This window comes from Amycolatopsis sp. NPDC051758 (assembly GCF_044453095.1).
GTDB lineage: Bacteria > Actinomycetota > Actinomycetes > Mycobacteriales > Pseudonocardiaceae > Amycolatopsis.
The window spans coordinates 213,546-239,206 of the sequence record NZ_JBITCJ010000014.1 but is presented as its reverse complement, the minus strand read 5'-3'; the positions used below and the strand labels follow the sequence as shown (position 1 = coordinate 239,206).

Here is a 25,661-nt window from a genome sequence, read left to right as displayed (position 1 = left end):
GGTCGGATCTCGTGTGGACAAGTCCCAGCGCATGTGCAACGGTTGCGCATCGATACGCCCGGCCAAGAGAGGAGCGTGCATGGCGGCGACGACGGAAGGCGTCGTCCCGGCGAGCACGGGACCCGGCGGCTGGCTGACGTCGGTGAGCCACGCCTGTCTCGAGCACGCGAGCGGCTTCGTGGCCGAGCGGTGCGACGAACAGTTCCTGGGGCGGGGCGAGGGAGCGCTCGCGATCGAGGCCTTGCCCGAGTTCGTCCGCGAGGGAAAGTTCTTGAGGCCGCTGTTCGCCTACGTCGGGTGGTGCTGCGCCCGGCCCGAGGACGAAGCGGCGCTGCGCGCGGCCACCAGCCTGGAGTTGCTGCACTGCTTCGCGCTGGCCCAGGACGACGTCATGGACCGCTCGGCGCTGCGCCGTGGCCGGCCCGCCCTGCACACACAATTCGCACGCTGGCACCGCGACCAGGGCTGGAACGGCTCGGCGACGCGGTTCGGCGAATCGGCCGCGGTCCTGTCCGGCGATCTCTTCCTCGTCTGGTCCGAGCAGATGCTGCGCGAAAGCGGCGTGCCGGAGCCGGCCTTGGCCCGAGGTTGGCCGCACTACGACGCGATGCGCTCCGAGCTGGCCGCCGGTCAGCTCGCCGACCTCGTGAACGACGCGCGGAGCCTGCCCAGCTGGGATGCGGTGCTGGACGTGATCCGCCGCAAGTCCGGCAACTACACCGTCCGGCGGCCGTTGGAGTTCGGCGCCGCACTGGCCGTCGGTGACGCCCCCGTGCTCCGGGCCCTCGGCGAGTACGGCGGCCTGGTCGGTGAAGCCTTCCAGTTCCGCGACGACCTGCTCGGTGTCTTCGGCGACCCGGACCTCACCGGCAAGCCGGTCAGCCAGGACCTCCGGGACCGGAAGGCCTCTAGCGTCGTCGTGCTCGCGGTCGCGATGGCCGAGGCCCCGCAGCGGCGGGAGCTGCAACTCCTGCTGGACGAAGAGTTTCTCGACGACGACGCCATCACCTGCTTGCGGGGCACGATCGCGGCGACCGGCGCACCGGATCAGCTCGAGAAGCTGATCGACCGGCGGGTGCGCAAGGCGCTGGATGCGATCGACGACACCGCGATCCCCTCCCGGATGCTCGAAACCCTCGCCGTGCTCGCGGCCCGCTGCACGGACCGGGTCCGGTGAAGACGGTTCCCGGGCGGACGACCGACATCGTCGTGGTCGGCGCCGGCCTTTCGGGGCTGGCGGCGGCGCTGCACCTCGCCGGGCGCGGGCGGCGGGTCACCGTCCTCGAGCGCGGACCGGGGCCCGGTGGCCGGGCCGGACGGGTCGAGCTGGACGGCTACTCGCTCGACACCGGGCCGACCGTGCTGACCATGCCCGGCATCGTGCGCGACACCTTCGCCGCGGTCGGCGCCGACATGGCCGGGTACCTGCCGTTGCGGCGGCTGGATCCGGCCTACACAGCGTCCTTCGCCGATGGCAGCCGGCTGGCGGTGCATTCGGACGCCGAGGCGATGGCCGACGCGGTCCGCGCGTTCGCCGGGCCGGCCGAGGCCGCCGGCTACCTCAGGTTGCGCCGGTGGCTGACCCGGCTCTACCGGGCCGAGTTCGACCGGTTCATCGCGTCGAACATCGATTCGCCACTGGGCCTCGTCTCCCGCGACCTCGCCCGGCTGGTCGCCCTCGGCGGATTCCGCCGTCTCGAGCCGAGGATCTCGTCGTTCCTCGGCGACGAGCGGCTGCGCCGGGTCTTCACCTTCCAGGCGCTCTACGCGGGTGAATCGCCGATGCGGGCCCTGGCGCTGTACGCGGTGATCTCCTACATGGACACCGTGGGCGGCGTGTTCTTCCCCGAAGGCGGCATCGCCGCACTGCCTCGCGCGCTGGCCGCGGCGGCCGAAGCGGCCGGCGTGCGGTTCCGCTACGACGACGGAGCCGACGCGCTGGAACGCCGCGGAGACCGGGTGACGGCGGTGCTGACCACCACCGGAGACCGGATCGCCTGCGACGCCGTCGTCCTCACCGCGGAGCTGCCCGAAAGCTACCGGCTGCTGGGCCGGACCCCGCGCCGCGCGCTCGCCCTCTCCCCCGCGCCGTCGGCGCTGGTCGTGCACGTGGGCGCCGCCGGGGACTGGCCCGACGTCGGGCACCACAGCATCTCCTTCGGCGACCGGTGGGCCTCGACGTTCCGCGAGCTGATCACCGAAGGACGGCTGATGAGCGACCCCTCGCTGCTGATCACCCGGCCCACCGTCAGCGATCCGGGCTTGGCGCCGGCGAAGCGGCACCTGTTCTCGATCCTCGCGCCGACGCCGAACCTCCAGCGCGCCCCGATCGACTGGGCCCGCGAAGCCGAACCCTATGCGGCGGCGGTGCTCGACGAAGCCCGCAAACGCCTGCTGCCCGGTCTGGAGGTGGAGATGTCCCACGTGATCAGCCCCGCGGACTGGGCCGCGCGCGGCATGGTCGCCGGCACCCCGTTCAGCTACGCGCACTCGTTCGTCCAAACCGGACCGTTCCGGCCGCGGAACCTGCCACGAGGCGTGGAGAACGTCGTACTGGCCGGCGGCGGCACGGTTCCCGGCGTCGGCGTGCCGACCGTCCTGCTGTCCGGACGGCTGGCCGCCGACCGCGTCACCGGGCCGGAGGGTGCCCGATGACCCGCAGGGAACTGGACGCCGCCGGCATCCGCGAGCCGGTCCTGCGCTCGGCCTACCAGCGGTGCCGGGAGCTGAACGCGCGCCACGGCCGCACCTACTTCCTCGCCACCAGGCTGCTGTCCCCGCCGCAGCGTCCGGCCGTCCACGCCCTCTACGGTTTCGCCCGGTGGCTGGACGACATCGTCGACGAACCGGCCCCGGGATCGACGCCCGCCACGATCGCGGCCGAGCTCAAGGCCGTCGAGAAGCGGTTCTTCGCGGCGTTCGGTGCCGGCCGCAGCGACGACCCGCTCCTCGCGGCCGTGATCGACGCCTGCGCGCGCTACGGCATCGCGCGTGAGCACTTCCGCGCCTTCTTCCGGTCGATGCGGATGGACCTGAGCGTGACCGACTACCCGCAGCGCGCCGCGCTCGACGACTACGTGCACGGCTCGGCGGAGGTCATCGGCCTGCAGGTGCTGCCGGTGCTCGGCACCGTCACCGGCCGGGACGAAGCAGCACCCCACGCGGCGGCGCTGGGAAAAGCGTTCCAGCTGACCAATTTCCTGCGTGACGTGGCCGAAGACCTCGCCCGCGACCGCGTCTACCTCCCGGCCGACGAGCTGGCGGAGTTCGGGGTGGACCGCGACCGGCTGGCCTGGTGCGCCGAACACGGCCGGGTCGACCAGCGGGTGCGGGACGCGCTCGCCGCCCAGATCGCCGTCACCAGAACGGTTTACGACCAGGCCAGGCCCGGGATCGCCATGCTGCACCCGGTGTCGCGGGCCTGTGTGGCCACGGCGTTCCGGCTCTACTCGGAGATCCTCGACCGCATCGAGCGCGCCGGGCACAACGTCTTCGCCGGCCGGGCCGCCGTGCCGCGGACGCGCCGGGTGATGATCGCCGCCGGCGCCCTCACCCGCGCCCAATGGCTGCAGCTGCGCAACCCCGCGCCGGCTCCCGTGGCGGTGTCGTGACCATGGGCAAGCTCGAATACCTCGCCGTCCTCGGCCTGTGCGTCCTCGTCACGCTGCCACTCGAGCTGGCGGGCGCCCGGGTGTACCGGCGGCCGGGCCGGCTCGTGCGCGCGATCCTGCCCGTGGCGCTCGTCTTCCTGGTGTGGGACGGGATCGCCATCGCCCGCGGTGTCTGGGACTACGCGCCGGAGAGCCTCACCGGGATCCTCGCCCCGTTCGGCATCCCGCTCGAAGAGGTGCTCTTCTTCGTCGTCATCCCGATCTGCGGGATCCTCACCTACGAGGCGGTCGGCCTGATCGTTCCGGTGGTGCGGCGTCTCTCCTCGAGGCGGGTGCGGCGGTGATCCCGTGGGGCTACACGGTGCCCGCCGTGCTCGCCGTGGTCGCGGTCGTCGCCCTCGAACTCCGCGTCCTGCGGACCGGGCTGTTCCGCAAACCCGCCTACTGGGCGGCCATCGTCATCGTGACCGGCTTCCAGATCCCGGTGGACGGCTGGCTGACCAAGCTGTCCCACGCCATCGTGCGGTACGACCCCCGGCACATCACCGGGATCCGCTTCCCCTGGGACATCCCGGTCGAGGACTTCCTGTTCGGCTTCGCCCTGGTGACCGCGGTCCTGCTGATGTGGGAGCGCGCGGCACGGAAAGAGGACACCCGATGAGCTCCCTGTCGGAAGACGGCCTGCCCCGCGCCCAGGTCCCGGCGGCCTTCGACACCGAAGCCGCGTCCTACGACCGCCTGGTCGGCGCCAACCCCGGTTACCACAAGCACCTCCGGTGGTCGGCCCGGCGGCTCGGCCTGCCCGGTGCCGGCGCCGGGTTGCGCATCCTCGACGCGGGCTGCGGCACCGGCGCGTCGACCGCGGCCCTGCTCGAGGTCTACCCGGCCGCCGACGTCACCGCCTTCGACGCCTCGGCGGAGATGCTCGCGCAAGCCCGGCGCAAGCGCTGGCCGAAACCGGTCGAGTTCGTGCACACCACGGTCGAGGACCTGGGCGGCTCGGGGATCACCGGCCCGTTCGACGCCATCCTCGCGGCCTACCTGGTGCGCAACCTCGCCGATCCGGACGCCGGGCTGCGCGGTCTCGGCGCGCTGCTCGGCCCCGGCGCTCCGATCGCCCTGCACGAGTACTCGGTGGCCGACTCGGCGCGGGCCAGGCTCGTCTGGAACGTCGTGTGCGCCACGATCATCATCCCGCTGGGCCGGTTCACCACCGGCGACGCGACGCTCTACCGGCACCTGCGGCGCAGTGTGCTCGGCTTCGACGGCGTCGGCGCGCTGCTCGGCCGTCTCGGCGCCGCGGGATTCACCGACGTGCGCTCGGCGACGATGTCCGGCTGGCAGCACGGGATCGTGCACACGTTCCTCGGCCGCAAATCCCGGGCGGCGGTGTGAGCGCACCTCTCGGCCGCGACCGCAGGATCGCGCACCATCCCGCGCCGGCCGGGCTGCCGTCGGCCGACCGGCTGGACCGGCGGCCGAAGGTGGCGGTCATCGGCGGGGGCATCGCCGGGCTGACCGCGGCGACCGGCCTCGCCGAACGCGGGGCCGACGTGACGATCCACGAGCGGGAAACGTATCTCGGCGGCCGGGTCGGTGGCTGGCCCGCCCGGCTGGCCGACGGAACCGGCGTCACCATGAGCCGGGGCTTCCACGCGTTCTTCCGGCAGTACTACAACCTGCGCGCGCTGCTGCGGCGCACCGACCCTCGGCTGGACCGGCTCACACCGCTCGAGGACTACCCCCTGCTCGACGCCCACGGCCGCACCGACACCTTCGCCGGGCTGCCGCGGACGCCGCCGCTGAACGCGCTCGCGTTCGCCTGGCGCAGCCCCACTTTCCGGCCCCGCGACCTGCTGGCCCTCGACCCGCGCGCCGCGCTGCCCCTGGCCACCGTCGACGTCCCCGGCGTCTACGACCGCCTCGACCACCTCGACGCCGCCGCCTTCCTCGACCGGCTGAAGTTCCCGGCCGCGGCCAAGCACCTCGCGTTCGAGGTCTTCTCCCGGAGCTTCTTCGCCGATCCCCGCGACCTGTCGGCCGCGGAACTCGCCGCGATGTTCCACATCTACTTCCTCGGCTCGAGCGAGGGCCTGGTCTTCGACGTGCCGACCGAGCCCTTCCCCCAGGCTCTCTGGTCGCCGTTGGCGGACTACCTGGCCGGCCGGCGGACGGACATCCGCACCGGCAGCACCGTCGAAACGATCGACCGCCGCCGTGGCGTGTTCCACGTGACCACCGCACAGGGACCGGCGGAGGAGTTCGACGCGGTCGTGCTGGCGTGCGACCTGCGCGGTCTCCAGGCGATCGTCGACGCCTCGCCCGCGCTCGGCACTCCGGCGTGGCGCTCCTCGATCGCCGGGCTCCGGCCGGCACCGGGGTTCCTCGTCCGCCGGTTGTGGCTCGACCGGCCGCTGCGGCCGGAGCGGCCGGCTTTCCTCGGTACCGGCAGCCTGGTCCCGCTGGACAACATCAGCGTCCTAGACCGGTTCGAGGGCGAAGCCCGCCGCTGGGCGCGGAACACGGGCGGCTCCGTGGTCGAACTGCACGCCTACGCCGCCACGACGTCCGATGTGGACAGTCTGGCGAAGCAGCTGGACGAACGCCTGCACGAGATCTACCCGGAAACCGCGGCGGCCCGCACCGTCGACGACATCACGGTGTGGCGGGAAGACTGCCCGCTGTTCGGCGTGGGTTCCTTCGCGAGCAGGCCGACGGTGACCACCACGACCCCGGGCCTGGTGCTCGCCGGCGACGGCGTCCGGGTCGACCTGCCGGTCGCGTTGATGGAACGCGCGGCGACCACCGGCTGGACCGCCGCGAACCGGCTGCTGACCGGCTGGGGCGTCGCGGGCCACCCCCTCCGTTCGGTGCCCAACCGGGGCCGCCTCGGCCTGCTCAACCGCCTCGCCGCCCGGACGAAGGACACTCGATGACGAGCGCCTCGATCGCCCTGTTCACCCGGGACTTGCGGGTGCACGACAACCCCGTCCTGCACGCCGCCGCCGCGGCGGGCCGGTGCATCCCGCTGTTCGTGCTCGACGACGCGATCACGACCCGCCCGTTCAACCGCCCCAACCGGGCGGCCTTCCTCGCCGACAGCCTGAAGGACCTCGACGCCGGGCTCCGCGGACTCGGCGGCCACCTCGTCCTGCGCCGGGGCGCGGTGGTCGGCGAGGTGCTGCGCCTGGTCCGCGACCACGCGGTCGGCGAGGTCCACGTCGCGGCCGACGTCAGCGGCTTCGCACGCCGCCGCGAAGACGCTCTTCGCGAGGCGCTCGGACGCGAAGGCGTCGCATTGCACGTCCACGACGCGTCCATCACGGCGGTCGCACCGCGTTCGGTGACGCCGTCCGGTGGCAGCGACCACTTCGCGGTGTTCACGCCGTACTTCCGCAAGTGGTCCGGTGCACCGAAGCGGGGTGTCCTGCGGCCGCCCCGGCGGCTCACCGTGCCCCGCCTCCGTTCCGCGGCCCTGCCGACGCCGGACCGGATCCGCGCCGGGGACCGCTCGCCCGACCTCGCCCGGGGCGGCGAGGTGGCCGGGCGCGAGCTGATGGAGCGCTGGGTGGCCGAGGCGATCGACGACTACGAGGCGCTCCACGACGACATGGCCGGCGAAGGGACCTCACGGCTGTCACCGCACCTGCACTTCGGCACGGTTTCGGTCACCGAGCTGCTGCACCGCGCCGGGACCGGATCCGAGGGCGCCCGGGCGTTCACCCGGCAGCTGGCCTGGCGCGACTTCCACCACCAGGTGCTCGCGGCCCGGCCCGAGTGCGCCGCCGAGGACTACCGCCCCCGCGCGGACCGGTGGCGCCGGCCGGGACGGGAATTCGAAGCGTGGTGTTCGGGCCGGACCGGCTACCCGATCGTGGACGCCGGGATGCGTCAGCTCGCCCGGGAAGGCTGGCTGCACAACCGGGCGCGTCTCATCGTGGGCAGCTTCCTGACCAAGACCCTCTACCTGGACTGGCGGCTGGGCGCGCGGCACTTCACCGAACTGCTGGTGGACTGCGACGTGGCCAACAACCAGCTGAACTGGCAGTGGGTGGCCGGCACCGGGACCGACAGCCGGCCGAACCGCGTCCTCAACCCGGTGCTGCAGGCCCACCGCTACGACCCGTCCGGCGACTACGTGCGCAGGTACGTCCCCGAGCTGGGCGACATCCGCGGGCCCGCGGTCCACGAACCTTGGAAGCTGAGCGCCGCCGAACTCGCGGAGACCGGGTATCCGCGGCCGCTGGTCGATCTGCGCGACGCCGCGGAGCGGTTCAAGAACGCTCGCGCGAACAACCGAGGAGGAGCTTGACGATGGCCACTCACGACACGGGCGTGGTGATCGTCGGCGCCGGCCTCGCCGGGCTGGCCGCCGCACTGCACCTGCACCGGGCGGGGGTTCCGTGCACCGTGCTCGAAGCCTCCGACGACGTCGGCGGGCGGGTGCGCACCGACGTCGTCGACGGCTTCCGCCTCGACCGGGGCTTTCAGATCCTCAACCCGGCCTATCCGGCCATCCGGCGGCTCGTGGACGTCGATGCGCTGCGGCTCGGGCGGTTCTGGCGCGCGGTCCGGGTCGCCGACGACGATCGCCCGTCGCTGCTCGGCCACCCCCTCGACGCACCCAAGGCGATTCGGGACGTCGCCGCCCGCCGCTACCTCTCGGCGAAGGACCTGGCCGCCCTGGCCGCGCTGTCCGCGCGCGTCGCCGCCGGTCCGGCGCGGGCGATCGTCCACGGCGAAGACCGTTCCACCGCTGAAGAACTGCGGCGGGCGGGCGTGTCCGAGCGCGCGCTGGACACCGTCTTCCGTCCGTTCCTGTCCGGGGTGTTCCTCGAGCCGGAGCTGGCGACGTCCGGCCGCTTCTTCCAGCTCGTGTGGCGCAGCTTCCTGCGTTCCGCGCCGTCGCTGCCCGCGCTGGGGATGGGCGAGCTACCACGTCAGCTCGCCCGGCGGCTCCCGTCCAGTTCCGTCCGGACGGGCACGCCGGTCGACCAGGTCCGGCCGGGACTCGTCCGGACGGCGGGCGGCGACACGTGGCGTGCGCGGGCGGTGGTCGTGGCGACCGACGGCAGCACCGCTTCCCGCCTGCTCGACGGGATCCCGGAGCCGGCCTGGAACGGGGTCACGACGTGGTACTTCACCCCACCGGAGACTCCGCTGCGGGAGCCGGTCATCGTGGTCGACGCCCGCGGCGGGCCGGTCGTGAACACGGCGGTGCTCAGCGAGGTGTGCCCGACCTACGCCCCGGCGGGCCGCGTCCTCGTCAGCGCGTCGGCGCTCAGCTCGCTGCCGGACACCGAGGTGCGAGCCGCTCTCAGCCGGCTGTACCGCACGGACGCGAGCCGCTGGCCGGTGCTCCGCCGCTACGAGATCGCCCACGGCCTGCCCGTGATGCGCCCACCGCACGAAATCCGCCGCACGGTCGGGCTGGGTGACGGCATCTACGTCTGCGGAGACCACCGGGACACCAGCTCGCTGCAGGGAGCGCTCGCTTCCGGCGGGCGCACCGCTCGCGCCGTTTCGGCCGGCTTGGCCGGGGCTTCGCGGCCGGCCGGGGCGCGTTAGGGCCGCCGCATGCGAGGACAGGCGGCCCTGTGGCTGTTCGCCGACCAGCTCGGGCCCCACTTCCACAGCACACCGGAGCACCACGACCGGGAGGTGCTGCTGATCCGGTCGGCCACCGCGTTCGCCGCGAAACCGTTCCACCGGCAGAAGCTGCACCTGGTCCAGGCCGCCCTGTACCGGCTGGCCGAGGACCTCGGGGATCGCGTCACCCTCCTCGACGCCCCGGACTACCGGACCGGGCTGCGCCGCTTCGGACGGCCGGTGGTGGTGCACGAGCCGAACTCCCACGCCGCGGACGCGCTCGTCCGGCGGCTGCGCGACGAGGGCGTCGTCGAGGCCATCCTGCCCACACCGGGGTTCGTCCGGTCCAAAGAGGACTTCGCGGAGTGGGCGTCCGGGCGGACGCGGTTCGTCATGGAGGACTTCTACCGCGACCAGCGCCGCCGGTTCGAGGTGCTCCTGGAACCGGACGGCTCGCCCGCGGGCGGCCACTGGAACTACGACCGCGACAACCGCGAGCCGCCGCCGAAGACCACCCGCCTCGACGTCCCCGCACCGTGGCAGCCCCGGGAGAACGCGATCGACGAGCGGGTCCGCGCCGAACTGGACCGGGCCGAGCGTGCGGGGACGATCCACCCCGTCGGCGTCGACGGCCCGCGCCGGTTCGCGGTCGGGCACGACGAGGCGCAGCGCGCGCTCCGCCGGTTCCTCGACCACCGCCTGGCGGCGTTCGGCCCGCACCAGGACGCGATGCTGACCCACGACTGGGCGATGGCGCACGCCCTGTTGTCGGTCCCGCTCAACCTCGGGATCCTCGACCCGCTGGACGTCGTGCGCCAGGCCGAAGCGCGGTGGCGCGACGGGACGGCGCCGCTCGAAGGCGTGGAAGGCTTCGTACGGCAGGTGCTCGGGTGGCGCGAGTGGGTGTGGCACCTGTACTGGCACCTGGGCCCGGATTACTTGCGCCGCAACGCGTTGCAGGCGCGGCGGAAGCTGCCGGCGTGGTGGCTCGAGCTGGACGCGGACGCCGTCGAGGCGGCCTGCCTGCGGACCGCGCTGGCCGGCGTCCGCGATCGCGGCTACGCCCACCACATCGAACGGCTGATGGTGCTCGGGAACCACGCGCTGCAGCGCGGGTACGACCCGGCCGAGCTGACCGCCTGGTTCGCCACGGCGTTCGTCGACGGCTTCCCGTGGGTGATGCCCGCCAACGTGATCGGCATGAGCCAGTACGCCGACGGCGGCATCGTCGGGACCAAGCCGTACACCGCCGGCGGCGCGTACATCCACCGGATGAGCGACCACTGCGGCGGCTGCGTCTACGACCCGAAACAGCGGACGGGGCCGCGCGCGTGCCCCTTCACCGCGGGTTATTGGGCGTTCCTCGACCGCAACGCCGAGCGGCTGCGCGGGAACCACCGGATGCGGCAGCCGCTGAACGGCTTGCGCCGGCTGGCCGACCTCGACGAGGTCGTCGCCCGGGAAGCCCGGCGCGACCATTTCTGACCCCTCGTCGCACCTCTTCAGCTGTCATGGTGAACAGCAAGATCCAGTTCACCTGGTCGAGCGCGCCGCCCGTTCTGCTTGGCATCGCGAGCGCCGACGCACCACCAGCGCCGCTCCGCGCTCAGATGCGCGCGGCGACGAGTGTTTTGCACAGTCGTGATGGACTTCCTCCCAGCACGAGGGCGTACGGAATTCCGCTCGACTCGCACTTGTCGGTCTACACCGTTTTGATCGCGGGGTTCGGGCTCTCTGTTGGCGGCGATCGGTTACCGGTCGTGCCCGACACTCCGAACGCGCCGCCCCGGCTAAGACGGCGCAGCTGGGGTCCGCAATCAAGTTGCGGACCCCATCGCGGTCGCGGACCGGTGACACGAGGAACCAGCAGCGTGCTTGAGCTGATCCGGAGCGACCTGCGGCAGAACGAGTTCGTCGCGGATTCGTGCTGCGTAGGGATCCGCGATCACGGCTGATGGCGGAAGCTGATGCGCATCAGCCGGCTGTCAGCCCAGTCTTCGAGCCGAGTCGGCCGGATGGTTCCGGGGTCGTGGGGCTGATTGAGATCCGCCACGATCTCCGCCAGCACGGCCTGACGTTCAGCTGGGTCGGTGACCGGCGTGGCCCGTGCAGGCAGATCCGCACGGATCCCATTCTTGAGGTGGAAGGTGAAGTCGGGATTGGCGAGAAGGTTCGCATGCCAGTCGGTAGCGGCACCGCCGGCGCCGCTACACAGGTAAGTGGTGCCCGCGGCTCGGTAGAAGAAGATCTCGATGCGGCGCGCTCGGCCGGTGCGGCGCCCCAGCGTCGTGATGTCGATGATCCGTTCCCTGGTGCCCGCGGCGGGGGTGATCTCGATGGCTCGTCGGACGCGGTTCGGCAGCTGGGATGGAGACGCGTCCCATGCGGAGTCATTCGACCCGGTCGTGTCCGGAGTGCTCATGCGGTCTGGGCCTGAAGGGCGGGGCCGAGGAGGAGTCCACCGTCGATGACGTACTCCGACCCCGTGATGAACGACGCGTCCGATGACGTGAGGAACAGGAGAAGGCTGCTGACGTCGGTCGGCTCCCCGAGCCGGGGGACGGCGAACGGCTCGGGTGCGTAGAAGTCGGCGATGGCCGCGGTCGCGCCGGTCGCCGGTTCGTGGATGAAGGGAGTCGAGATCACGCCGGGGTGGATGGTGTTCACCCGGATGTGGTCGCGGCCGAGCTCGAGGGCTGCCGTTCGGGTGAGGCCTCGCACGGCCCACTTGCCGGCGACGTACGGCGCGTAGTGCGCCGTGCCGCCCAGGCCCATCGTCGAGGCGATGTTGACGATGGCTCCCCCTGCCGCGCGGCGCAGAGCGGGAACCGCGGTCTTAATGCCGAGGAAGGTCCCGGTGAGGTTGACGTCGAGGATGCGCGACCACGTGGCGTGGTCCGTGTTCTCGATCGTTGCCGGCGGATTCTGCACACCCGCGTTGTTGACGAGCACGTTCAGGGCGCCGAAGACACGCTCGGCGGCCAGCACAGCGGCGGACCACGAGCTCTCGTCGGTGACGTCGAGGCGAGTGAAGTGAGCGCGGGGCCCGAGCTCGTCGGCGAGAGCGGCGCCGCGTTCGGCGTTGATGCCGCCGATCACCACGTTCGCTCCCTCCGCGTGAAAGGCGCGCACGTGGCTCGAGCCCTGGCCGCCGGCCCCACCGGTCACGAGCACGGTCTGGTTGTCGAAGCGGGGCATCAGGTGTTCCTCCGGTATGCGGGTGAATGACCGGCTCACGGTGATGAACGGCGACCGGTGGTGAGTGGATCGACTCACCATTACTCCGACAGTAAGTCAGCAGTGGTGGCGAGTCAAGCCACTCACCTCGTATGCTCGGCCCATGAGCAAGGTCGTGACGACGTATCACCAGCGCGTCGCCCAGGAGAAGCGCGCACTGATCGTGGCGGCCGCGACCGCTCTGTTCCTCGAGCTGGGCTACGACCGGACATCGCTGGCGCGGATCGCCGAGCGCTCGGGCGTTTCGCGGGCCACCTTGTTCAAGCAGTTTCCGACCAAAGCCGCCTTGTTCGACGCCATCGTGACCGAGTCATGGTCGACCGCCGACGAGCAGGATCCGCCGGCGGCAGGCAACATCGTCGACGGGCTCGGCACCATCGGTCGCCGTTACGCCGAACTATTGGGCCGTCCTCGGATGACCGACCTGTTCAGGATCGTCATCGCCGAGCTGCCGCGGTTCCCCGAGCTGGCCCATGCGCAGTTTTCGCACGGGAAGATGCCCTACTTCGAGTCCGTGCGCGACTATCTCCTGGCCGAACACGAGGCGGGAACGGTGCGGGTCGAGGACGTGGACCTCGCAGCCACCCAGTTCCTGGGCATGATCTCCAACTACGTCTTTTGGCCGGCGCTCCTGGTGCCGGGCTGGGAGGTGAGCGCGGAACGCGTCACCCAGGTCGTCGACGAGGCCGTCCGCACCATCGCCGCCCGGTACGCCGCGACCGGACCGGGGGCGTCCACCAACGACTGAGTCCCGCCGCCACCAAAGGCGCGGTCGTGGGATCGAGTCATGACACTGTCGGTCGAGGGCGAGCTGTCTCCCGTGCTCGATGAACGCTTCCCTCTCTCCGATGCGGCCACCGCACTTCGGTGGATGGAGCGCGCAACGCCGTTCGGCACAGTCGTGCTCCTCCTCATCCACGCCCGCGCCCCCGACGACCGGGGCCACCACTGGTGGGAGCTGCCGGGCGGCGACCAAGATCCGGGCGAGCAGCTCGAGGACACCGACCGCGCGAAGTCGCCGAGGAAACCGGCTACGGCATCGGTATCGTGGCCGTCGTGCTGTTGGCGGTGGTCGTCGTCGTGGGCGTGCTCGACCGCACGGTGCAGCGGTGGTCGCGACGACGCCCTTGATCGCAGCCACCCACCTGCCGCTGGTACTGGCTGCCGTGCTGACCACATTGCCGCCGGCCCACCCGCGATCGTCCACACCGCGATCGTCCACACCGCGATCGTCCACACCGCGATCGACAGCTTCACGCTCGTCGTCATCCCCGGCGAGGCACGCCAGGTCCACTCTCGCGACCGTGAACCCGACCACCCCGTTGCCGGCACTGCTCGACCGCGGCCGACGGCACCCGCAGCCCGATGTACGACAATCAGACAGGAGTACGTCATGATCGAACAGACCACCGTCGCGATCGTCGGTGCCGGGCCCGCCGGGCTGTTGCTGGCCGGCGACCTCGCCCGAGCCGGCGTCGACGTGACCGTGCTGGAGCGGCGTGGCACCGAGTCCAACCTGACCCGGGCGTTCGGCGTCCACGCCCGCACGCTGGAGCACCTGGATGCCCGCGGACTGGCCGACGAGATCATCGCCGGCGGTTCGCCGGTCCAGCACCTGCGCCTCTTCGACCACCTCCAGATCGACCTGGCGACCCTGCCCACCAGATTCCCGTACCTGCTGATCACTCCGCAGTACAACGTGGAACGGGTGCTCGAGAAACGCGCGATCACCGCCGGTGCCCGCATCGTGCGCGACGCCGAAGTGACGGCGCTGCGGCAGGATTCCGGCGGCGTCGAGCTCACGGTCGGCAGTGCGGTGATCCGAAGTGACTACGCGGTCGGCGCCGACGGTGTGCACAGCGCCGTACGCGAGGCCCTCGGCCTGCCGTTCCCCGGCAAGACGGTGCTCACCTCGATCATGCTCGCCGACGTACGGCTGGCCGACGCCCCGGAGGACGTGCTCTCGGTCAACGCCGTCGGTGACGCGTTCGCGTTCGTCGCCCCCTTCGGCGACGGCTGGTACCGGATCTTCGCGTGGGACCGCCGCCACCAACTGCCCGACACCGCACCGGTGACCCTCGACGAGATCCGCGCCGTGACCCGCCGCGCAATGGGCACCGACTTCGGGCTGCGGGAGACCCGCTGGATATCCCGCTTCCACAGCGACGAACGCCAGGCGCCGCACTACCGGGTGGGGCGCGTGTTCCTGGCCGGTGACGCCGCGCACGTCCACTCGCCGGCGGGCGGGCAGGGCATGAACACCGGGCTGCAGGACGCGGCCAACCTCGGCTGGAAGCTCGCGGCGGCGGCGCAGGGCTGGGCACCCGACGGGCTCCTCGACACCTACGAGGAAGAGCGACACCCGGTCGGCCGCCTCGTCCTGCGCAGCAGTGGCGCCATCATCCGGCTGGCGACGACCAAGTCGCGGGCCGGACGGCTGGCCCGCATCGTCGTGGGCAGCGCCGCACTGCGTCTCCCGCCGGTGGCGCGCAAGGCCGCCGGCACCATCTCCGGCATCGGCATCGACTATCCCCAGGCGCCCCGGGCGCGGGACATCGCGTTGCAGGACACCCACCGGTTGTACGAAGTGCTGCGCGACGGCAAGTTCGCGCTCGTGGCACCGGAAGCGGCCCGGCCCGCGATCGCCGGCCGGGAGGACCGGGTCGTGCTCGCCCCGCCGGCCGACGCGGCAGTGCCGTGGACCTTGATCCGTCCCGACGCGCATGTGGCCTGGCAAGGCGAGCCGGCGACCCTGCACGCCGCGCTGGTGCAGGCGGGACTGTCCGGATGACGCCCCACCGGGCAAGACCGGATGGGCAGTCGAGACCCTGGGCTGGGTCCGGACCGACGGCCTCCTGGGGTGAGCCCTGCGCTGAAAGCCGTCCGGGCCGAACAAGATGTCGCTGTTGTATCCCTCCATCGGCGCGAACCCCGCATACGTGTGGCCGAGCCGGCCGACGAGGTAGCACCAGCCGGCCGCGACTTCGTCGATCGCCGGCCTGCACGAGGCGCTGTCCCTCGCGGCGTTCGGTCCCCTGACCGGCGCCACGAACCATCCACCGGAGGGTGCGAGACCGACACCTACCTCGAGCGTGGGAGTGAGTAGTCGAAAGCCGCGGAGCGTCCTCCATAGTGGACGGTGAACTGATTCAGCCGAGCCACCTGCGCTCGACACGAGCGGCGCATCAGGACGGCGTTGGCGCACGGCGGGCGAACGCCGGTGCACGCTCCGGCCGAAACCCGACTCCGATGAGATAAGCGGCCAAGGCCTGCAGGACCGGGAACCGCCGGACCGCCGCGAGCATCGGCCCCGGCGGGCCGGCCAACGTTCCGGCTCGGAGCGGCCCGGCGAGATCTGCGTGCATGATCCGCTGCAACGCCTGAACCAGCAACGTCGCCGGCAACCGGCGTCGACGCACGCCCGCGAGGTCCCTGCCGCTGACCGTGCCGTGACGAAGCCGCTCAGCCAGTAGTGTCGCGGTTGCCACCGCATCCTGGATGGCCAGGTTGACACCCATGCCGCCGACCGGCGACATCGCATGTGCGGCGTCACCAATGCACAACAGCCCATCAACGTGCCACTGGCGGAGCCGGTTGAACTGAACATCCAGGTGCTTGACATCGTCCATCGAGACCAGCTCGCCGACCCGATCGGCGTATTCCGGGACGAGTTCGGCGACCTCGGCCCGGAACGCCGCGACGCCACGGGCCCGCAACTGCTCGTCGGTCCCTTTTGGCGCGACGTAACCGATCTGGAAGTAGTCTTGCCGCGGAATGACCACCGCGAAGCTCCCCAGACCGGCCTTGCGGGTCAGCGCGCCACTCTGTTCACCTTTCCGGCGCGAAAGTCGAAACCACCAGGTGTCGAACGGAACTTCGAACGCCCTCACCGGCAGGCCCGACGCCGCACGCAGAACAGAACGACGGCCATCGCAGGCGACCGTGAGATCGGCCCGGATCTCCCCCTCGACCTGGGTACCGACACCGGACGCCGTCCGATACCGGACGCCGACGACACGACCATGCGCCCGGACGACCGATGTCGCCTCGGCACCCATCCGCAACCGGAACGCCGGCTCCTCCCGCCCAGCGGCAGCGAGCAGATCGAGCAAATCCCATTGAGGAACGATCGTCATGTACGGATGACGGACTCCAAACCTGCTCAACAAACCAAAATCGCCGATTCGCTGCAGCCCGCCGTTTTCCCCGGGCAAAGCCACCTCAGTGACCTGAGAGCGCGGCAACGCCGCGAACCGCGCGCCCAAACCCAAGTCGTCGAGCAGGTCCAGAGTTGCCGGGTGGACCGTATCGCCTCGAAAGTCGTCCAAGAAGTCCCGATGCTTCTCCAGCACTGTCACGGAAACACCGGCACGGGCAAGCAGCAACCCGAGCATCATCCCGGCCGGGCCACCACCGACCACACAACACGTCGTCCGCTCCAACGGAACCATCCCCTCCCCCGCCTTCCGATCCGCCGGCACCCCGGCTGAGAGCGGAAACGTGCCACCTTAACGCGATCGCACCACCAACAGCGGGCCATTGCCGGGATTGCCGTCGGAGCCGGGCAGACCACCTGCGCCGACGGCAACCTGATCGTGCAGCCGGCCCGAGGCCTGTATCGAAGTGGGTCAGAGCCATTCGTTGATCGCGGCAATGTGGACAGTGGCCTCGTAGCGGCAGCTAGTTTGTCATGGCGGGTAGCCAAGGCGCGGTGGCGTTTGAGCCGGTTGATGTCACATTCGACGGTATGGCGCTGCTTGGAGATCCCAGGATCGAAGGCCGGTGGCCGCCCGCCCTTCGACCCCTTCGCCTTGCGGTGCGCGTCCTGATCAGCCTTGCTCGGGGCACCCGGCTACCGGCCAGGACCGGAACGAACCGCGGGCTGCTGCCTCGCTGCCCGGCGGTCAGCACGATCGACAACGGCTTCTGCCCGTGCTCACGCCTCAGATGCAGCTTCGCGGTCACCCCGCCTCGCGACCGGCTCAACGCGTGATCCTCCGGTTCGACGATGGTCCCGCCCGGCGGCTCGGCCTGCAGGTCCCCCTTTTCCGCGCACCCGCCGCATGCTGATGCGCCCGCGCAATCGTGGAATCCACGCTGATATCCCACGTGATCCGCCCAGCCGCCTCGGCCGTCGCCGACGGTTTATCTCGAGGGCGACCCGTCGTCCCGGGGCGCACGACCGTCAGACCGAATCAGGGTCGAGACGGTCGGTCGGCACACCGTTGACGTATGTGCCGACGCCCTTACCCATAGAGAAGTCCGGCGGGTCGACAGTCATGAGGTTGAAGAAGACGTCCTCCGGCCGCACCTGTAGTTTCTCGTGCAAAGAGTCCACAACGGCCTTGTAGAACGCGACCTTCTGTTCGGGGCTTGCGACGTCCAGGAAGATCAGCTGGATGAAGATGCAGTTCTCGGATCGGTAGAGACTGAGATAGTCGGCGTCAAAGAGGAAGTTCTCCGCCTTGTGTTCAGTGATGGTCTGGAACCGGTCCTCGGGCACACCCAAGCACTCGATCATCTTGTCGTACACGACGTCCGCGATGGTGCGGCGATACTCGGCCGACTTGCCTTCGATGAGGTCGATTCTCGCCAGTGGCATGACAGGTGTCCTTCCCTAACACGTCCCAAAAAGGGACTGCGGAACGCCCTGCGCCGTACAGTTGTCGAACGGTACGGCAAGCAAATGAGAGCGTGGCCGTCTGCTGACGGCCTTGGCGGCATCTGCTACGGAGGTTCTGATGGCACTGTATGGGACGTTCGGCCGGCCGGACAGAAGCAAATCGGCACGCCGGTGTTGCAAACTTGCACGCCGGTGAAGGCCTGGCCCACCGTCTCGCGGCGTGAGTTTCGCGGCTACGGCAATGACAATGTCGGGCGTTGTAGCGGCGCAGAGACCGGGTGACTTGTTCGACCCATCCTCGGTGCCGATCAGCTGCTTCCGGCGCCGGCCCAGAACGTACGCAGGGTGTCTGCCGCCCGTTGGGGGTCTTGCAGCATCCAGTAGTGGCCGACGCCGTCGAGCGTTTGCAGGCGGGCGCCAGTCGTACGGGCGATCTGCTCGTTCTGGATGAGGACCTCGTCCGGGTCGACGCCGTCCAGCACATCGCCGGTCGGCACCAGGACCAGGCCCGGAACGTCGATCGACCCGGTCCTCCATCCGGCGTCGAGGTTCGGCCAGGCCGAGCGGTAGAGGGCCAGGATCGCGCCGTCCATCGTCTCGTCGTGGGCGGCGTCGATGTCGGCACCCACCGCAGCCGTCAGTCCGCGCGGGCCGAGCAACTGGCCGAACGTTCCGGGCGTGCCCGCGCGGACGGCGGCGAGGGACTGCTCACCGTCGGGCCTCTTCTGCCACATGGTCGCGATCGGATGCCACCGATAGCCGGGATGCCAGCCGTAAGCGACGTCGGAGACCCAGCTGCGGACGCGTACGCCGGGGAAGGCGGACACCACCCGCATGGTCAGGTGGCCGCCCCAGTCATGACCCACCAGGTCGATCTCACCGCCGATTGCCCGCAGCTCGTCGGCGAGCCACGTGGCGTACGCATCCTTCCCGGTCATCTCCGGCGGGCGGGGCGAGCCGAAGCCGGGGAGTCTCAGGGCCACGCTGTCGCCGGGCAGCAGCCGGCGGAGCGCATCCCAGAGGGCCGGGGTCTCGGGTACACCATGGACGAGAACTGTGGTCATGAACAAGATCCTTCGCCCGTCGCCGTCCCGTGGCCAGGCCGTTTCCGGTATGCCGAGCCATGCCGTACCGGCATGTCAGACTGGCGGGGTGGCAGACGTCGAACTTCGCCAATTGCGTTACCTGATCGCCGTCGCCGACGAGGGCGGCATCTCGCACGCCGCGGCGAGCCTCGGGATGACCCAGCCCGCCCTGACCCGGGCCATTGCCACCCTCGAACGGTCCGTCGGGGTCGCCCTGCTCGATCGGCTGCCGCGAGGATCCGTCCTGACCCCGGCCGGCCGGATCCTGACCGACCGGGCGCGTGCCATCAACCAGGACGTCGCCGCGGCCATCCGGCAGTCCCGGGAGACCAGCGCGCAGACACCACCCCTCCGGGTCAGCGCACGCGCCTGCGACTACGAGATGCTAGGTGACCTGATCGCCGCCGGTCACGGCGAGCAGGTCGAGCCGGTGATGGCCCATTGGCGTACGCAATTGGCGTCGCTGCGCTCCGGGGCGGCCGACGTCGCCCTGGTCAGCGGCGAATTCGACGAGACCGGCCTGGACACCGCACTGGTCACCACCCAGGAGCGGGTGGCTGTGGTGCCGGAGAACCACCGGTTCGCGGGGCGGGACGTCGTCGACCGCGCCGACCTGCTCGGGTGCCACGTCCTCGGATGGGCCGGCAGCACCTCGCAGGAACGCGACTACTGGCTGGACGGGGCACCCCTGGCCGGCGCGGAGATGGAGGACCTGCTTCAACTGTTCGTGCACGTCCGCAACAACAACGGCATCGCGTTCGTGCCGCTTCCGATGGTGGAAGAAGTTCCGTCCATCCGCGGGGTCCGGCTGATCCGAGTCAACAACCTCGCTCCGGCCCGAGTCCGCCTGGCCTGGATGTCGGACCGAACCTCGACCCGGATCGCTCGTTTCGTCTCCGCCTGCGAAGGCCGCAACGAGTTCATTGGCCGCTCGTGACGGTCGTGTGCGGGTCTGTTCCCGCTCGCAGTGCGCCCATCGCGATCCCAAGCCGTCCTCGGAGGTCACTCACGAAGCTGATCGATGGGCCTTCGAACCACGCAACGCCGAGGCAGTAGCCGGGTGGTTGTTCATGCGCGGGCGGCGCGGGGGCGGATGTGGCCTCGCCGGTGGGCCATGCGCAGGAAGAACAGCGTGGGCACGAGGCAGATGAGAATGGTCACCAGACTGGCCTCCGGACCGAACGCGCCACCCGTGAGAATGGCCGGGCCGTCGGAGACGCTCTGGAACAGGCTGGCGTAGGCGTGGTCGCCACCTGAGGCGGTACCGCCGAACACGCCGACCTGGACGAAGTTCCAGCCGAAGTGCAGGCCGATCGGCGCCCACAGGGTCCGGGTCGCGGCGTAAGCGGCGCCGAGCATCAGGCCGGCCTCGATGGCGATGGAGATCGCCCCCCACAGCGTCGCGTGGGGGTTGAGCAGATGGATGACGCCGAACAGGACACCGGAGATCGCCAGCGCGCCCCAGGTCCCGAGCAGGTTCTCGACGATGCGGAACAGCACACCCCGGAAAAGCAGCTCTTCGGCGATCGAGACCGAAGCCATCAACCCGAAGATCGACACCATGCCACCGAACGAACCCCACCCCGTGATGGTGTACCCGCCGAACACCGCGATCAACGCGACGACGACCGCGAACATCCCGGCTCCGAGCGCGAAACCCTTGCCGCCCGGACCTTTCACATCCTGTAGCGACAGTTCGGCCGCCTCCCGGTGCTCGACCTTCCGGACGACGAACCGGTAGAACCACACGATCCCCGCCGCGGCGATGAACCCGGTGAAGAGCCCGAGTACCGGCACCGTGCCCGCCGCCCCGTTCACCAAGCCGTTCACCAAGACCACACCGAAGAAGACAACGCCCAGCAGAAACAAGCGAAACAGAGAGGACTTGACCGGGATGTTCTGGGTCGTCGAATCGTTCGGCAAGAGCGGCATGACACGTCCTTTGGTCGCACACAATGACTTCGTGCCACAAAGTTACGGTCACTGGTGCCCTCGGACGTCACCTCCGGGTGGACACTCGTAGTCCCCGAGAGAGCTACAACTCCACCCCTGTCGGAACATCCTCATGCACATCACGACGGCTTGCATAACGGGCTGGTCACTGAACCAGCCCCAACCGCGACCACCGAATCCGTGCTATCGAGCGGTGTACGGACGGGTGTACATCCGGGCACCCGGGGCACGGCCGCCGACGACGACGGCTGGTGTGCTCCTCTCCGGTGAACTCGGTTCGAAGGCCGGTCAGGCGATCGCCGAGATGCTGCGGGTGGTCCGGCCAGGCAGGCTGATCGGGGGGGTGAACTTCTCGGATGCCTTCGGAGGTCACTGGTGCTGTCGACCGCTCACGGTCGATCCACGACGATGACGGTCTTGCCGAACACCCCGGCGGCCACGTGACCGCGGTACGCCTCCGGCAGGTCTGCGAAGGCGACGCTCCGCTCGATCACCGGGTGGATGCCGTGCTCCCGGACGAACACCGCCAGGTCGCGATGCATGGCGACGCTGCCGACCGCGACGCCGCGGACGCCGGCCTGTTTGGCGATCATCTCCATGAAGTCGAGCCCAGGATTCGTCAGGTCGAGCAAGCCCGGAACCGCGACTTCGCCACTGCCGCGCAACGCGGCGAGCGACTCGGGCACCATGCCCGGGCCGACCGCGTCGACGACCTTGTCGGCCCCGCGGGTCGACTCGAAGAATCGCCGGCCCCAGCCCGGCGTGGTGGTGACGACGTCCGCGACCCCGATCCGGGCCCATCGCGGATCGTCGGCGTGGGCGCGGACCGCGGCTGTGACCCGGGCACCGGCCGCCGTGGCGAGTTGCGCGGCGAAGACCGACACGCCGCCGCTTCCGAGGACCACGACCCGGTGCCCGGCCTGGACCGGGTGCCGGCCGAACAACGAGTTCCACGCGGTCACACCGGCTATCTGCAGCGTCGACGCCTCGGCATCGCTGAGGCTCCCGGGCGTGGCCACCAGGGCGGTGGCGTCGACGACGATCTGCTCGGCGGCGACACCGTCGTCGTCGAAGCTGCCCGCACCCGGGCCGAACGTCGGGGCCGGCCCGTCCGACCAGCCGGGAACGTGGGCGGCCATCACCCGGTCACCGATCGCCCAGCCCTGGACCGCTTCGCCGAGCGCGTCGATCACGCCGGCGACGTCGGACAGCGGGACGAGATCACGCCCGGGGGTCCGTCCGAACGGCCCGGCCAGGACCATCCGGTCACGCGCGTTGATCGACAGAGCGTTCACCGTGATCCGCACCTGACGCGGACCAGGCTCCGGGGCCGGGGCGTCCTCGCACCTGAGCTGGTCGGCCGTAGTGGCGTCTGCCGGCAGTATCCAACGCTTCATGGTCAGTGCTTTCCTTCCGGTGGCTTCGTCTCCCCAGCGTCGACGGCAGGAGCAGGCAGCAGCCACACCCCGCTGAGCCTGGTTACCGCAGGACCACCCAGCCCTGCCTCGTCCTCGGTACCGTGAAGGCATGCCACCGGTTCGGCCTCAGCTGGGCGCCTTCCTGCGCGCTCGTCGCGATCGGATCACGCCCGCCCAAGCCGGGATCACGCCTTTCCCCGGCCCGCGTCGCGTGCCCGGGCTGCGCCGTGACGAACTCGCCGTCCTCGCCGGCGTCAGTGCCGAGTACTACGGTCGCCTCGAACAAGGCCGCCAGCGCAATGTCTCCCGTGCCGTCCTCGAAGCCCTCGCCCGCGCGCTTCGGCTGACCTCGGTCGAGCGCGCGCACCTGTTCGACCTCGCCCACCCGATCGCCCGGCGAGACACCCCTGTCACCGAAGCGCCGCAACGACCCGAGCCGGGCCTGCTGCGGGTGATGTCCGCGCTCGACCACCTTCCCGTGCTGCTGTTGGGCAACCGGGGCGAGGTGCTGGCCCGCAATGCGCTGCTCGACGCGGTCCTGGGCCGCCCGATCGAGCTCGGCACCTCGTTCTTCTCGTTCCTCATCCAGGACCCGCTGGCTCGCGAACGCATCGTCAACTGGACCGACTTCGCCTCGACGGCCATCGCCGCCATGCGCCGCGAGGCGGCCCGCCGCCCCTTCGACCAGCGACTGATCGCCCTCGTCGACGAGCTGAGAGCCGCCGATCCGCAAGTGGCGCGGTGGTGGGACGACCACACCGTCCGCGACTACGCGTCGGTCCCCAAACGTATCGACCATCCCCAAGCCGGCCAGCTCGCATTCGACATCGAGATCATCAGCGCCGCGGACCAACCCGATCAGCGCCTGGTCGTCTACACCGCGGAACCGGACTCACCCACCGCTCGCCTGCTCCCGCTGATCGCCAGCTGGGACGTACACCCGGCGAACCGGTGACGGAGCCGAGATCGTTCTGCGGCTGAGGCGTCCGTCAAGGTCACCGATCGCCCTGGGGATTTGCGATGCCGATGAGCCACCGGGGATCCTGTCAGCCATGACTCACACGCCCGGACCGCCGCCAGGCTTGCGGGCCGACGCGCGCCGCAACCAGGAGCGGATCCTCGACGCGGCGCGCGCGGTGATCAGCGAACAGGGGTCCGAGTTCGGGGTCAACGACGTCGCGCTTCGGGCCGGTGTCGGGCTGCGCACGGTCTACCGGCGCTTCGCCGGGCGTGAAGACCTGATCAGCGCGGTGTTCGAGCAGTACGTCACCGACGAGGTGCAGCCCGTCGTCGAGGCCGCGACCGCCCATCCGGACCCGTGGCAGGCGCTGGCCGACGGCCTGGAGGCCACGGTCGTCACCGTAGCGGCCAACTCCGCGCTGCTGACCGCGGCGCGGGACACCGCACTGGTCACCCGGGCCACGGCCGAGGGTTTCGTCGAGCCGTTGAGCCGGGCGCTGGAGCGGGCGCAGGCGGCCGGGGTCGCGCGCCCGGATCTGGACTCGAGCGACTTCCCGTCGCTCATCGCCATGATCGTGGCGACGATGCTCGCCGTGCCCGACCTGGAGACCGCGCAGCCCGCGCGCTGGCGCCGGTACCTCGCCCTGCTCCTGGAGGGATGCCGGGCGAGCGAGGTCGGCGGGGCGCTTCCCCTGCTCTGAGTGGGGCGTGCACGCCAAACAAGATAAGTGACAAACGCGTGCCACTTAGCGCTAGGCTGCCGGAGGTCAGCACGGCCCACCTCCGGAGTTGCCCATGACGACCGACACCACGAACCCGCCCCGACTGCCGTTCGATCGCCCGGCGGTCCTCGACGTCGGTCCCGTCTGGACGGACCTGCGGGCCCGGCACCCGATCACCCGCGCGCTGACCCCCGCCGGGGACCCGGCCTGGCTGGTCACCGGCTACGCCGAGGCCAGGGCGCTGTTCAACGATCCACGGCTGGGCCGCTCCCACCGCGAACCGGAGACAGCTCCCCGGGTCTCCAATTCGGGGTTCAACGGCGGACCGGTCGGCGAGTTCGACGCCGAGCCCGCCTTCAACGCCCGCCTGCGCCGGGTGCTGGTGCCGTCGTTCTCCGCACGCCGGATGCGACGCCTCGAGGACGGGATGCAGCAGCTGACCGACTCCCTGCTCGACGACATGATCGCTGCGGGCGGGCCGGGCCAGGTCGTCGACCTGCACGAAAGCCTGTCACTGCCGTTGCCCATCTTCGTCATCTGCCAGCTGCTGGGTGTCCCCTACAGCGACCGCGACCACTTCAAGGACCTGTCCGAACGCTCAGCGACCATGACCGGCGACGACCCCTTCACCGCGATCGTCGAACTACTCGCCTACGCCGGCGAACTCGCCGAAGTCAAGCGACACGACCCCGGCCCGGACGTCATCACCGACCTCGTCGACGCCCAGCGCGACGATCCCGCGTTCACCGACGCCGAGCTGACCCAGGTTGTCGCCGGCGTCCTCTTCGCAGGACACGAAACCACCGTCAACCGGATCAGCATCGGCGCCCTGCTCCTGCTGGAAAACCCCGAGGCACGCCGACGGCTGGTCGACAACCCGGCAAGCCGCCCGCGGATCGTCGAGGAGATCCTGCGCCTGGCCGCACCGGAGAACTTCGGCCTGGCCCGCTACGCCCGCGAGAACATCACCATCGGCGACGTCGAAATCGCCGCCGGGGACGCGGTCGTCATCGCCACGCTCGCCGGCAACCGCGACGAGGCGGCTTTCCCGGACCCCGAGACCTTCGACCCCGACCGGCCCACCGGCGCGGCCCATCTCAGCTTCGGGCACGGCGCGCACTACTGCATCGGCGCGAGCCTGGCGCGAACCGAGCTCAAGGTGGCGCTGACCACGCTGTTCACCCGCCTGCCCGATCTCCGGCTCGCGGTCGACGCCAGCCGGCTGCGCCTGCACACCGAGCGGCTCACCGGCGGTCTGCACGACCTGCCGGTCACTTGGTGACCCCAGCCCCATCAGGTGGCCGGATGCAGCCGGTCGACCTAGCGTGGGGTGATGTCCGCCGATCAACGAAGGATCCACCCGATGAGCCCTCCGTCCCCCGGTCCCGCGTCGACATTCGGCACCTTCGAGGCCTTCCCACACGCCAACGCCCGCTGCACCCACGACAACGGACCGGGCGGTC

Annotated in this window: 23 protein-coding genes; 16 read left to right on the top strand and 7 right to left on the bottom strand. The window is 70.6% G+C overall.

Annotated elements, in window-relative coordinates; genetic code table 11:
• The first annotated feature begins 79 nt into the window (after positions 1-79).
• From ACIA5G_RS46005 to ACIA5G_RS45960, 10 genes are read left to right on the top strand one after another with little or no spacing between them, the layout of a single operon-like run.
• Positions 80-1,177: a polyprenyl synthetase family protein gene (locus ACIA5G_RS46005; RefSeq protein WP_395935417.1), complete on the top strand. Its 1,098-nt coding sequence runs from the start codon at positions 80-82 to the stop codon at positions 1,175-1,177.
• Positions 1,174-2,655, top strand: coding sequence for a phytoene desaturase family protein (gene crtI, locus ACIA5G_RS46000; protein WP_395935415.1), 1,482 nt, complete (start codon positions 1,174-1,176; stop codon positions 2,653-2,655). The genes ACIA5G_RS46005 and crtI overlap by 4 nt, the downstream gene beginning before the upstream one ends.
• Positions 2,652-3,611: a phytoene/squalene synthase family protein gene (locus tag ACIA5G_RS45995; RefSeq protein ID WP_395935413.1), complete on the top strand. Its 960-nt coding sequence runs from the start codon at positions 2,652-2,654 to the stop codon at positions 3,609-3,611. The genes crtI and ACIA5G_RS45995 overlap by 4 nt, the downstream gene beginning before the upstream one ends.
• A gap of 2 nt (positions 3,612-3,613) precedes the next feature.
• Complete coding sequence (locus ACIA5G_RS45990; protein WP_395935411.1) at positions 3,614-3,955, top strand: lycopene cyclase domain-containing protein; 342 nt, start codon at positions 3,614-3,616, stop codon at positions 3,953-3,955.
• On the top strand, positions 3,952-4,272 hold the full coding sequence (locus ACIA5G_RS45985; protein WP_395935409.1) for a lycopene cyclase domain-containing protein: 321 nt from the start codon (positions 3,952-3,954) through the stop codon (positions 4,270-4,272). Before ACIA5G_RS45990 ends, ACIA5G_RS45985 begins: the two co-directional genes overlap by 4 nt.
• A complete protein-coding gene (locus tag ACIA5G_RS45980) occupies positions 4,269-5,006 on the top strand; it encodes a class I SAM-dependent DNA methyltransferase (RefSeq protein WP_395935407.1) in 738 nt (245 codons plus the stop codon). Before ACIA5G_RS45985 ends, ACIA5G_RS45980 begins: the two co-directional genes overlap by 4 nt.
• A complete protein-coding gene (locus tag ACIA5G_RS45975; protein ID WP_395935405.1) occupies positions 5,003-6,547 on the top strand; it encodes an FAD-dependent oxidoreductase in 1,545 nt (514 codons plus the stop codon). The genes ACIA5G_RS45980 and ACIA5G_RS45975 overlap by 4 nt, the downstream gene beginning before the upstream one ends.
• Positions 6,544-7,923, top strand: coding sequence for a cryptochrome/photolyase family protein (locus tag ACIA5G_RS45970; protein ID WP_395935403.1), 1,380 nt, complete (start codon positions 6,544-6,546; stop codon positions 7,921-7,923). Before ACIA5G_RS45975 ends, ACIA5G_RS45970 begins: the two co-directional genes overlap by 4 nt.
• 2 nt (positions 7,924-7,925) lie before the next feature.
• The gene (locus ACIA5G_RS45965; RefSeq protein WP_395935401.1) at positions 7,926-9,179 is read left to right on the top strand and encodes an NAD(P)/FAD-dependent oxidoreductase; all 1,254 of its coding nucleotides are present in this window, start codon (positions 7,926-7,928) and stop codon (positions 9,177-9,179) included.
• Positions 9,180-9,188: 9 nt separating this feature from the next.
• Positions 9,189-10,685, top strand: coding sequence for a cryptochrome/photolyase family protein (locus tag ACIA5G_RS45960; RefSeq protein ID WP_395935399.1), 1,497 nt, complete (start codon positions 9,189-9,191; stop codon positions 10,683-10,685).
• A 460-nt stretch (positions 10,686-11,145) separates the two neighbouring features.
• On the opposite strand, the gene ACIA5G_RS45955 is transcribed toward ACIA5G_RS45960, so the two are convergent.
• Complete coding sequence (locus ACIA5G_RS45955; RefSeq protein ID WP_395935397.1) at positions 11,146-11,622, bottom strand: nitroreductase/quinone reductase family protein; 477 nt, start codon at positions 11,620-11,622, stop codon at positions 11,146-11,148.
• Positions 11,619-12,398: an SDR family oxidoreductase gene (locus tag ACIA5G_RS45950; protein ID WP_395935395.1), complete on the bottom strand. Its 780-nt coding sequence runs from the start codon at positions 12,396-12,398 to the stop codon at positions 11,619-11,621. The genes ACIA5G_RS45955 and ACIA5G_RS45950 overlap by 4 nt, the downstream gene beginning before the upstream one ends.
• Before the next feature lie 142 nt (positions 12,399-12,540).
• Between ACIA5G_RS45950 and ACIA5G_RS45945 the strand changes: the two genes are divergently transcribed.
• Together ACIA5G_RS45945 and ACIA5G_RS45940 are read left to right on the top strand one after the other, a co-directional pair.
• Complete coding sequence (locus ACIA5G_RS45945; protein ID WP_395935393.1) at positions 12,541-13,185, top strand: TetR/AcrR family transcriptional regulator; 645 nt, start codon at positions 12,541-12,543, stop codon at positions 13,183-13,185.
• A 645-nt stretch (positions 13,186-13,830) separates the two neighbouring features.
• Entirely contained in the window at positions 13,831-15,228 is a 1,398-nt protein-coding gene (locus ACIA5G_RS45940) for an FAD-dependent monooxygenase (RefSeq protein WP_395935391.1), read from the top strand.
• 394 nt (positions 15,229-15,622) lie between these two features.
• Here ACIA5G_RS45940 and ACIA5G_RS45935 read toward each other — a convergent pair whose 3' ends face one another.
• The 3 genes from ACIA5G_RS45935 to ACIA5G_RS45925 all read right to left on the bottom strand — a co-directional run bounded on the left by ACIA5G_RS45935 (position 15,623) and on the right by ACIA5G_RS45925 (position 19,124).
• Entirely contained in the window at positions 15,623-16,888 is a 1,266-nt protein-coding gene (locus ACIA5G_RS45935) for an FAD-dependent oxidoreductase (RefSeq protein WP_395935389.1), read from the bottom strand.
• Between the two features lie 734 nt (positions 16,889-17,622).
• Positions 17,623-18,039 carry a tautomerase family protein gene (locus ACIA5G_RS45930; RefSeq protein ID WP_395935387.1) on the bottom strand — a complete coding sequence of 139 codons (417 nt, stop codon included), beginning with the start codon at positions 18,037-18,039 and terminating at the stop codon, positions 17,623-17,625.
• Positions 18,040-18,368: 329 nt separating this feature from the next.
• Positions 18,369-19,124 carry an alpha/beta fold hydrolase gene (locus tag ACIA5G_RS45925; protein WP_395935385.1) on the bottom strand — a complete coding sequence of 252 codons (756 nt, stop codon included), beginning with the start codon at positions 19,122-19,124 and terminating at the stop codon, positions 18,369-18,371.
• On the opposite strand from ACIA5G_RS45925, the gene ACIA5G_RS45920 reads away from it, so the two are divergent.
• Positions 19,123-20,082 (top strand): LysR family transcriptional regulator, encoded by a 960-nt coding sequence (locus ACIA5G_RS45920; protein WP_395935383.1) that lies wholly within the window; start codon positions 19,123-19,125, stop codon positions 20,080-20,082. The two genes, ACIA5G_RS45925 and ACIA5G_RS45920, sit on opposite strands and share 2 nt — an antisense overlap.
• 131 nt (positions 20,083-20,213) lie before the next feature.
• Here the strand turns inward: ACIA5G_RS45920 and ACIA5G_RS45915 are convergent, their stop codons facing one another.
• Both ACIA5G_RS45915 and ACIA5G_RS45910 read right to left on the bottom strand, forming a co-directional pair.
• Positions 20,214-21,077, bottom strand: a complete 864-nt coding sequence (locus ACIA5G_RS45915) for a lysostaphin resistance A-like protein (RefSeq protein WP_395935381.1) — start codon at positions 21,075-21,077, stop codon at positions 20,214-20,216.
• Between the two features lie 410 nt (positions 21,078-21,487).
• Entirely contained in the window at positions 21,488-22,495 is a 1,008-nt protein-coding gene (locus ACIA5G_RS45910; protein WP_395935379.1) for an NAD(P)-dependent alcohol dehydrogenase, read from the bottom strand.
• Between the two features lie 130 nt (positions 22,496-22,625).
• Here ACIA5G_RS45910 and ACIA5G_RS45905 point away from each other — a divergent pair, with 130 nt between their 5' ends.
• The 3 genes from ACIA5G_RS45905 (at position 22,626) to ACIA5G_RS45895 (ending at position 25,480) form a co-directional block, all read left to right on the top strand.
• Entirely contained in the window at positions 22,626-23,471 is an 846-nt protein-coding gene (locus ACIA5G_RS45905; protein WP_395935377.1) for a helix-turn-helix transcriptional regulator, read from the top strand.
• Positions 23,472-23,568: 97 nt separating this feature from the next.
• A complete protein-coding gene (locus tag ACIA5G_RS45900) occupies positions 23,569-24,177 on the top strand; it encodes a TetR/AcrR family transcriptional regulator (RefSeq protein ID WP_395935375.1) in 609 nt (202 codons plus the stop codon).
• Positions 24,178-24,271: 94 nt separating this feature from the next.
• A complete protein-coding gene (locus tag ACIA5G_RS45895) occupies positions 24,272-25,480 on the top strand; it encodes a cytochrome P450 (protein WP_395935373.1) in 1,209 nt (402 codons plus the stop codon).
• Positions 25,481-25,661: the final 181 nt, after the last annotated feature.

Excerpts from the sequence above, each read along its gene's own strand:
- ACIA5G_RS46005 (WP_395935417.1), top strand. The coding sequence starts at position 80 with ATGGCGGCGACGACGGAAGGCGTCGTCCCGGCGAGCACGGGACCCGGC.
- ACIA5G_RS45995 (WP_395935413.1), top strand. The coding sequence starts at position 2,652 with ATGACCCGCAGGGAACTGGACGCCGCCGGCATCCGCGAGCCGGTCCTG.
- ACIA5G_RS45990 (WP_395935411.1), top strand. The coding sequence starts at position 3,614 with ATGGGCAAGCTCGAATACCTCGCCGTCCTCGGCCTGTGCGTCCTCGTC.
- ACIA5G_RS45980 (WP_395935407.1), top strand. The coding sequence starts at position 4,269 with ATGAGCTCCCTGTCGGAAGACGGCCTGCCCCGCGCCCAGGTCCCGGCG.
- ACIA5G_RS45970 (WP_395935403.1), top strand. The coding sequence starts at position 6,544 with ATGACGAGCGCCTCGATCGCCCTGTTCACCCGGGACTTGCGGGTGCAC.
- ACIA5G_RS45965 (WP_395935401.1), top strand. The coding sequence starts at position 7,926 with ATGGCCACTCACGACACGGGCGTGGTGATCGTCGGCGCCGGCCTCGCC.
- ACIA5G_RS45960 (WP_395935399.1), top strand. The coding sequence starts at position 9,189 with ATGCGAGGACAGGCGGCCCTGTGGCTGTTCGCCGACCAGCTCGGGCCC.
- ACIA5G_RS45955 (WP_395935397.1), bottom strand. The coding sequence starts at position 11,622 with ATGAGCACTCCGGACACGACCGGGTCGAATGACTCCGCATGGGACGCG.
- ACIA5G_RS45950 (WP_395935395.1), bottom strand. The coding sequence starts at position 12,398 with ATGCCCCGCTTCGACAACCAGACCGTGCTCGTGACCGGTGGGGCCGGC.
- ACIA5G_RS45945 (WP_395935393.1), top strand. The coding sequence starts at position 12,541 with ATGAGCAAGGTCGTGACGACGTATCACCAGCGCGTCGCCCAGGAGAAG.
- ACIA5G_RS45940 (WP_395935391.1), top strand. The coding sequence starts at position 13,831 with ATGATCGAACAGACCACCGTCGCGATCGTCGGTGCCGGGCCCGCCGGG.
- ACIA5G_RS45935 (WP_395935389.1), bottom strand. The coding sequence starts at position 16,888 with ATGGTTCCGTTGGAGCGGACGACGTGTTGTGTGGTCGGTGGTGGCCCG.
- ACIA5G_RS45930 (WP_395935387.1), bottom strand. The coding sequence starts at position 18,039 with ATGCCACTGGCGAGAATCGACCTCATCGAAGGCAAGTCGGCCGAGTAT.
- ACIA5G_RS45920 (WP_395935383.1), top strand. The coding sequence starts at position 19,123 with ATGAACAAGATCCTTCGCCCGTCGCCGTCCCGTGGCCAGGCCGTTTCC.
- ACIA5G_RS45925 (WP_395935385.1), bottom strand. The coding sequence starts at position 19,124 with ATGACCACAGTTCTCGTCCATGGTGTACCCGAGACCCCGGCCCTCTGG.
- ACIA5G_RS45915 (WP_395935381.1), bottom strand. The coding sequence starts at position 21,077 with ATGCCGCTCTTGCCGAACGATTCGACGACCCAGAACATCCCGGTCAAG.
- ACIA5G_RS45910 (WP_395935379.1), bottom strand. The coding sequence starts at position 22,495 with ATGAAGCGTTGGATACTGCCGGCAGACGCCACTACGGCCGACCAGCTC.
- ACIA5G_RS45905 (WP_395935377.1), top strand. The coding sequence starts at position 22,626 with ATGCCACCGGTTCGGCCTCAGCTGGGCGCCTTCCTGCGCGCTCGTCGC.
- ACIA5G_RS45900 (WP_395935375.1), top strand. The coding sequence starts at position 23,569 with ATGACTCACACGCCCGGACCGCCGCCAGGCTTGCGGGCCGACGCGCGC.
- ACIA5G_RS45895 (WP_395935373.1), top strand. The coding sequence starts at position 24,272 with ATGACGACCGACACCACGAACCCGCCCCGACTGCCGTTCGATCGCCCG.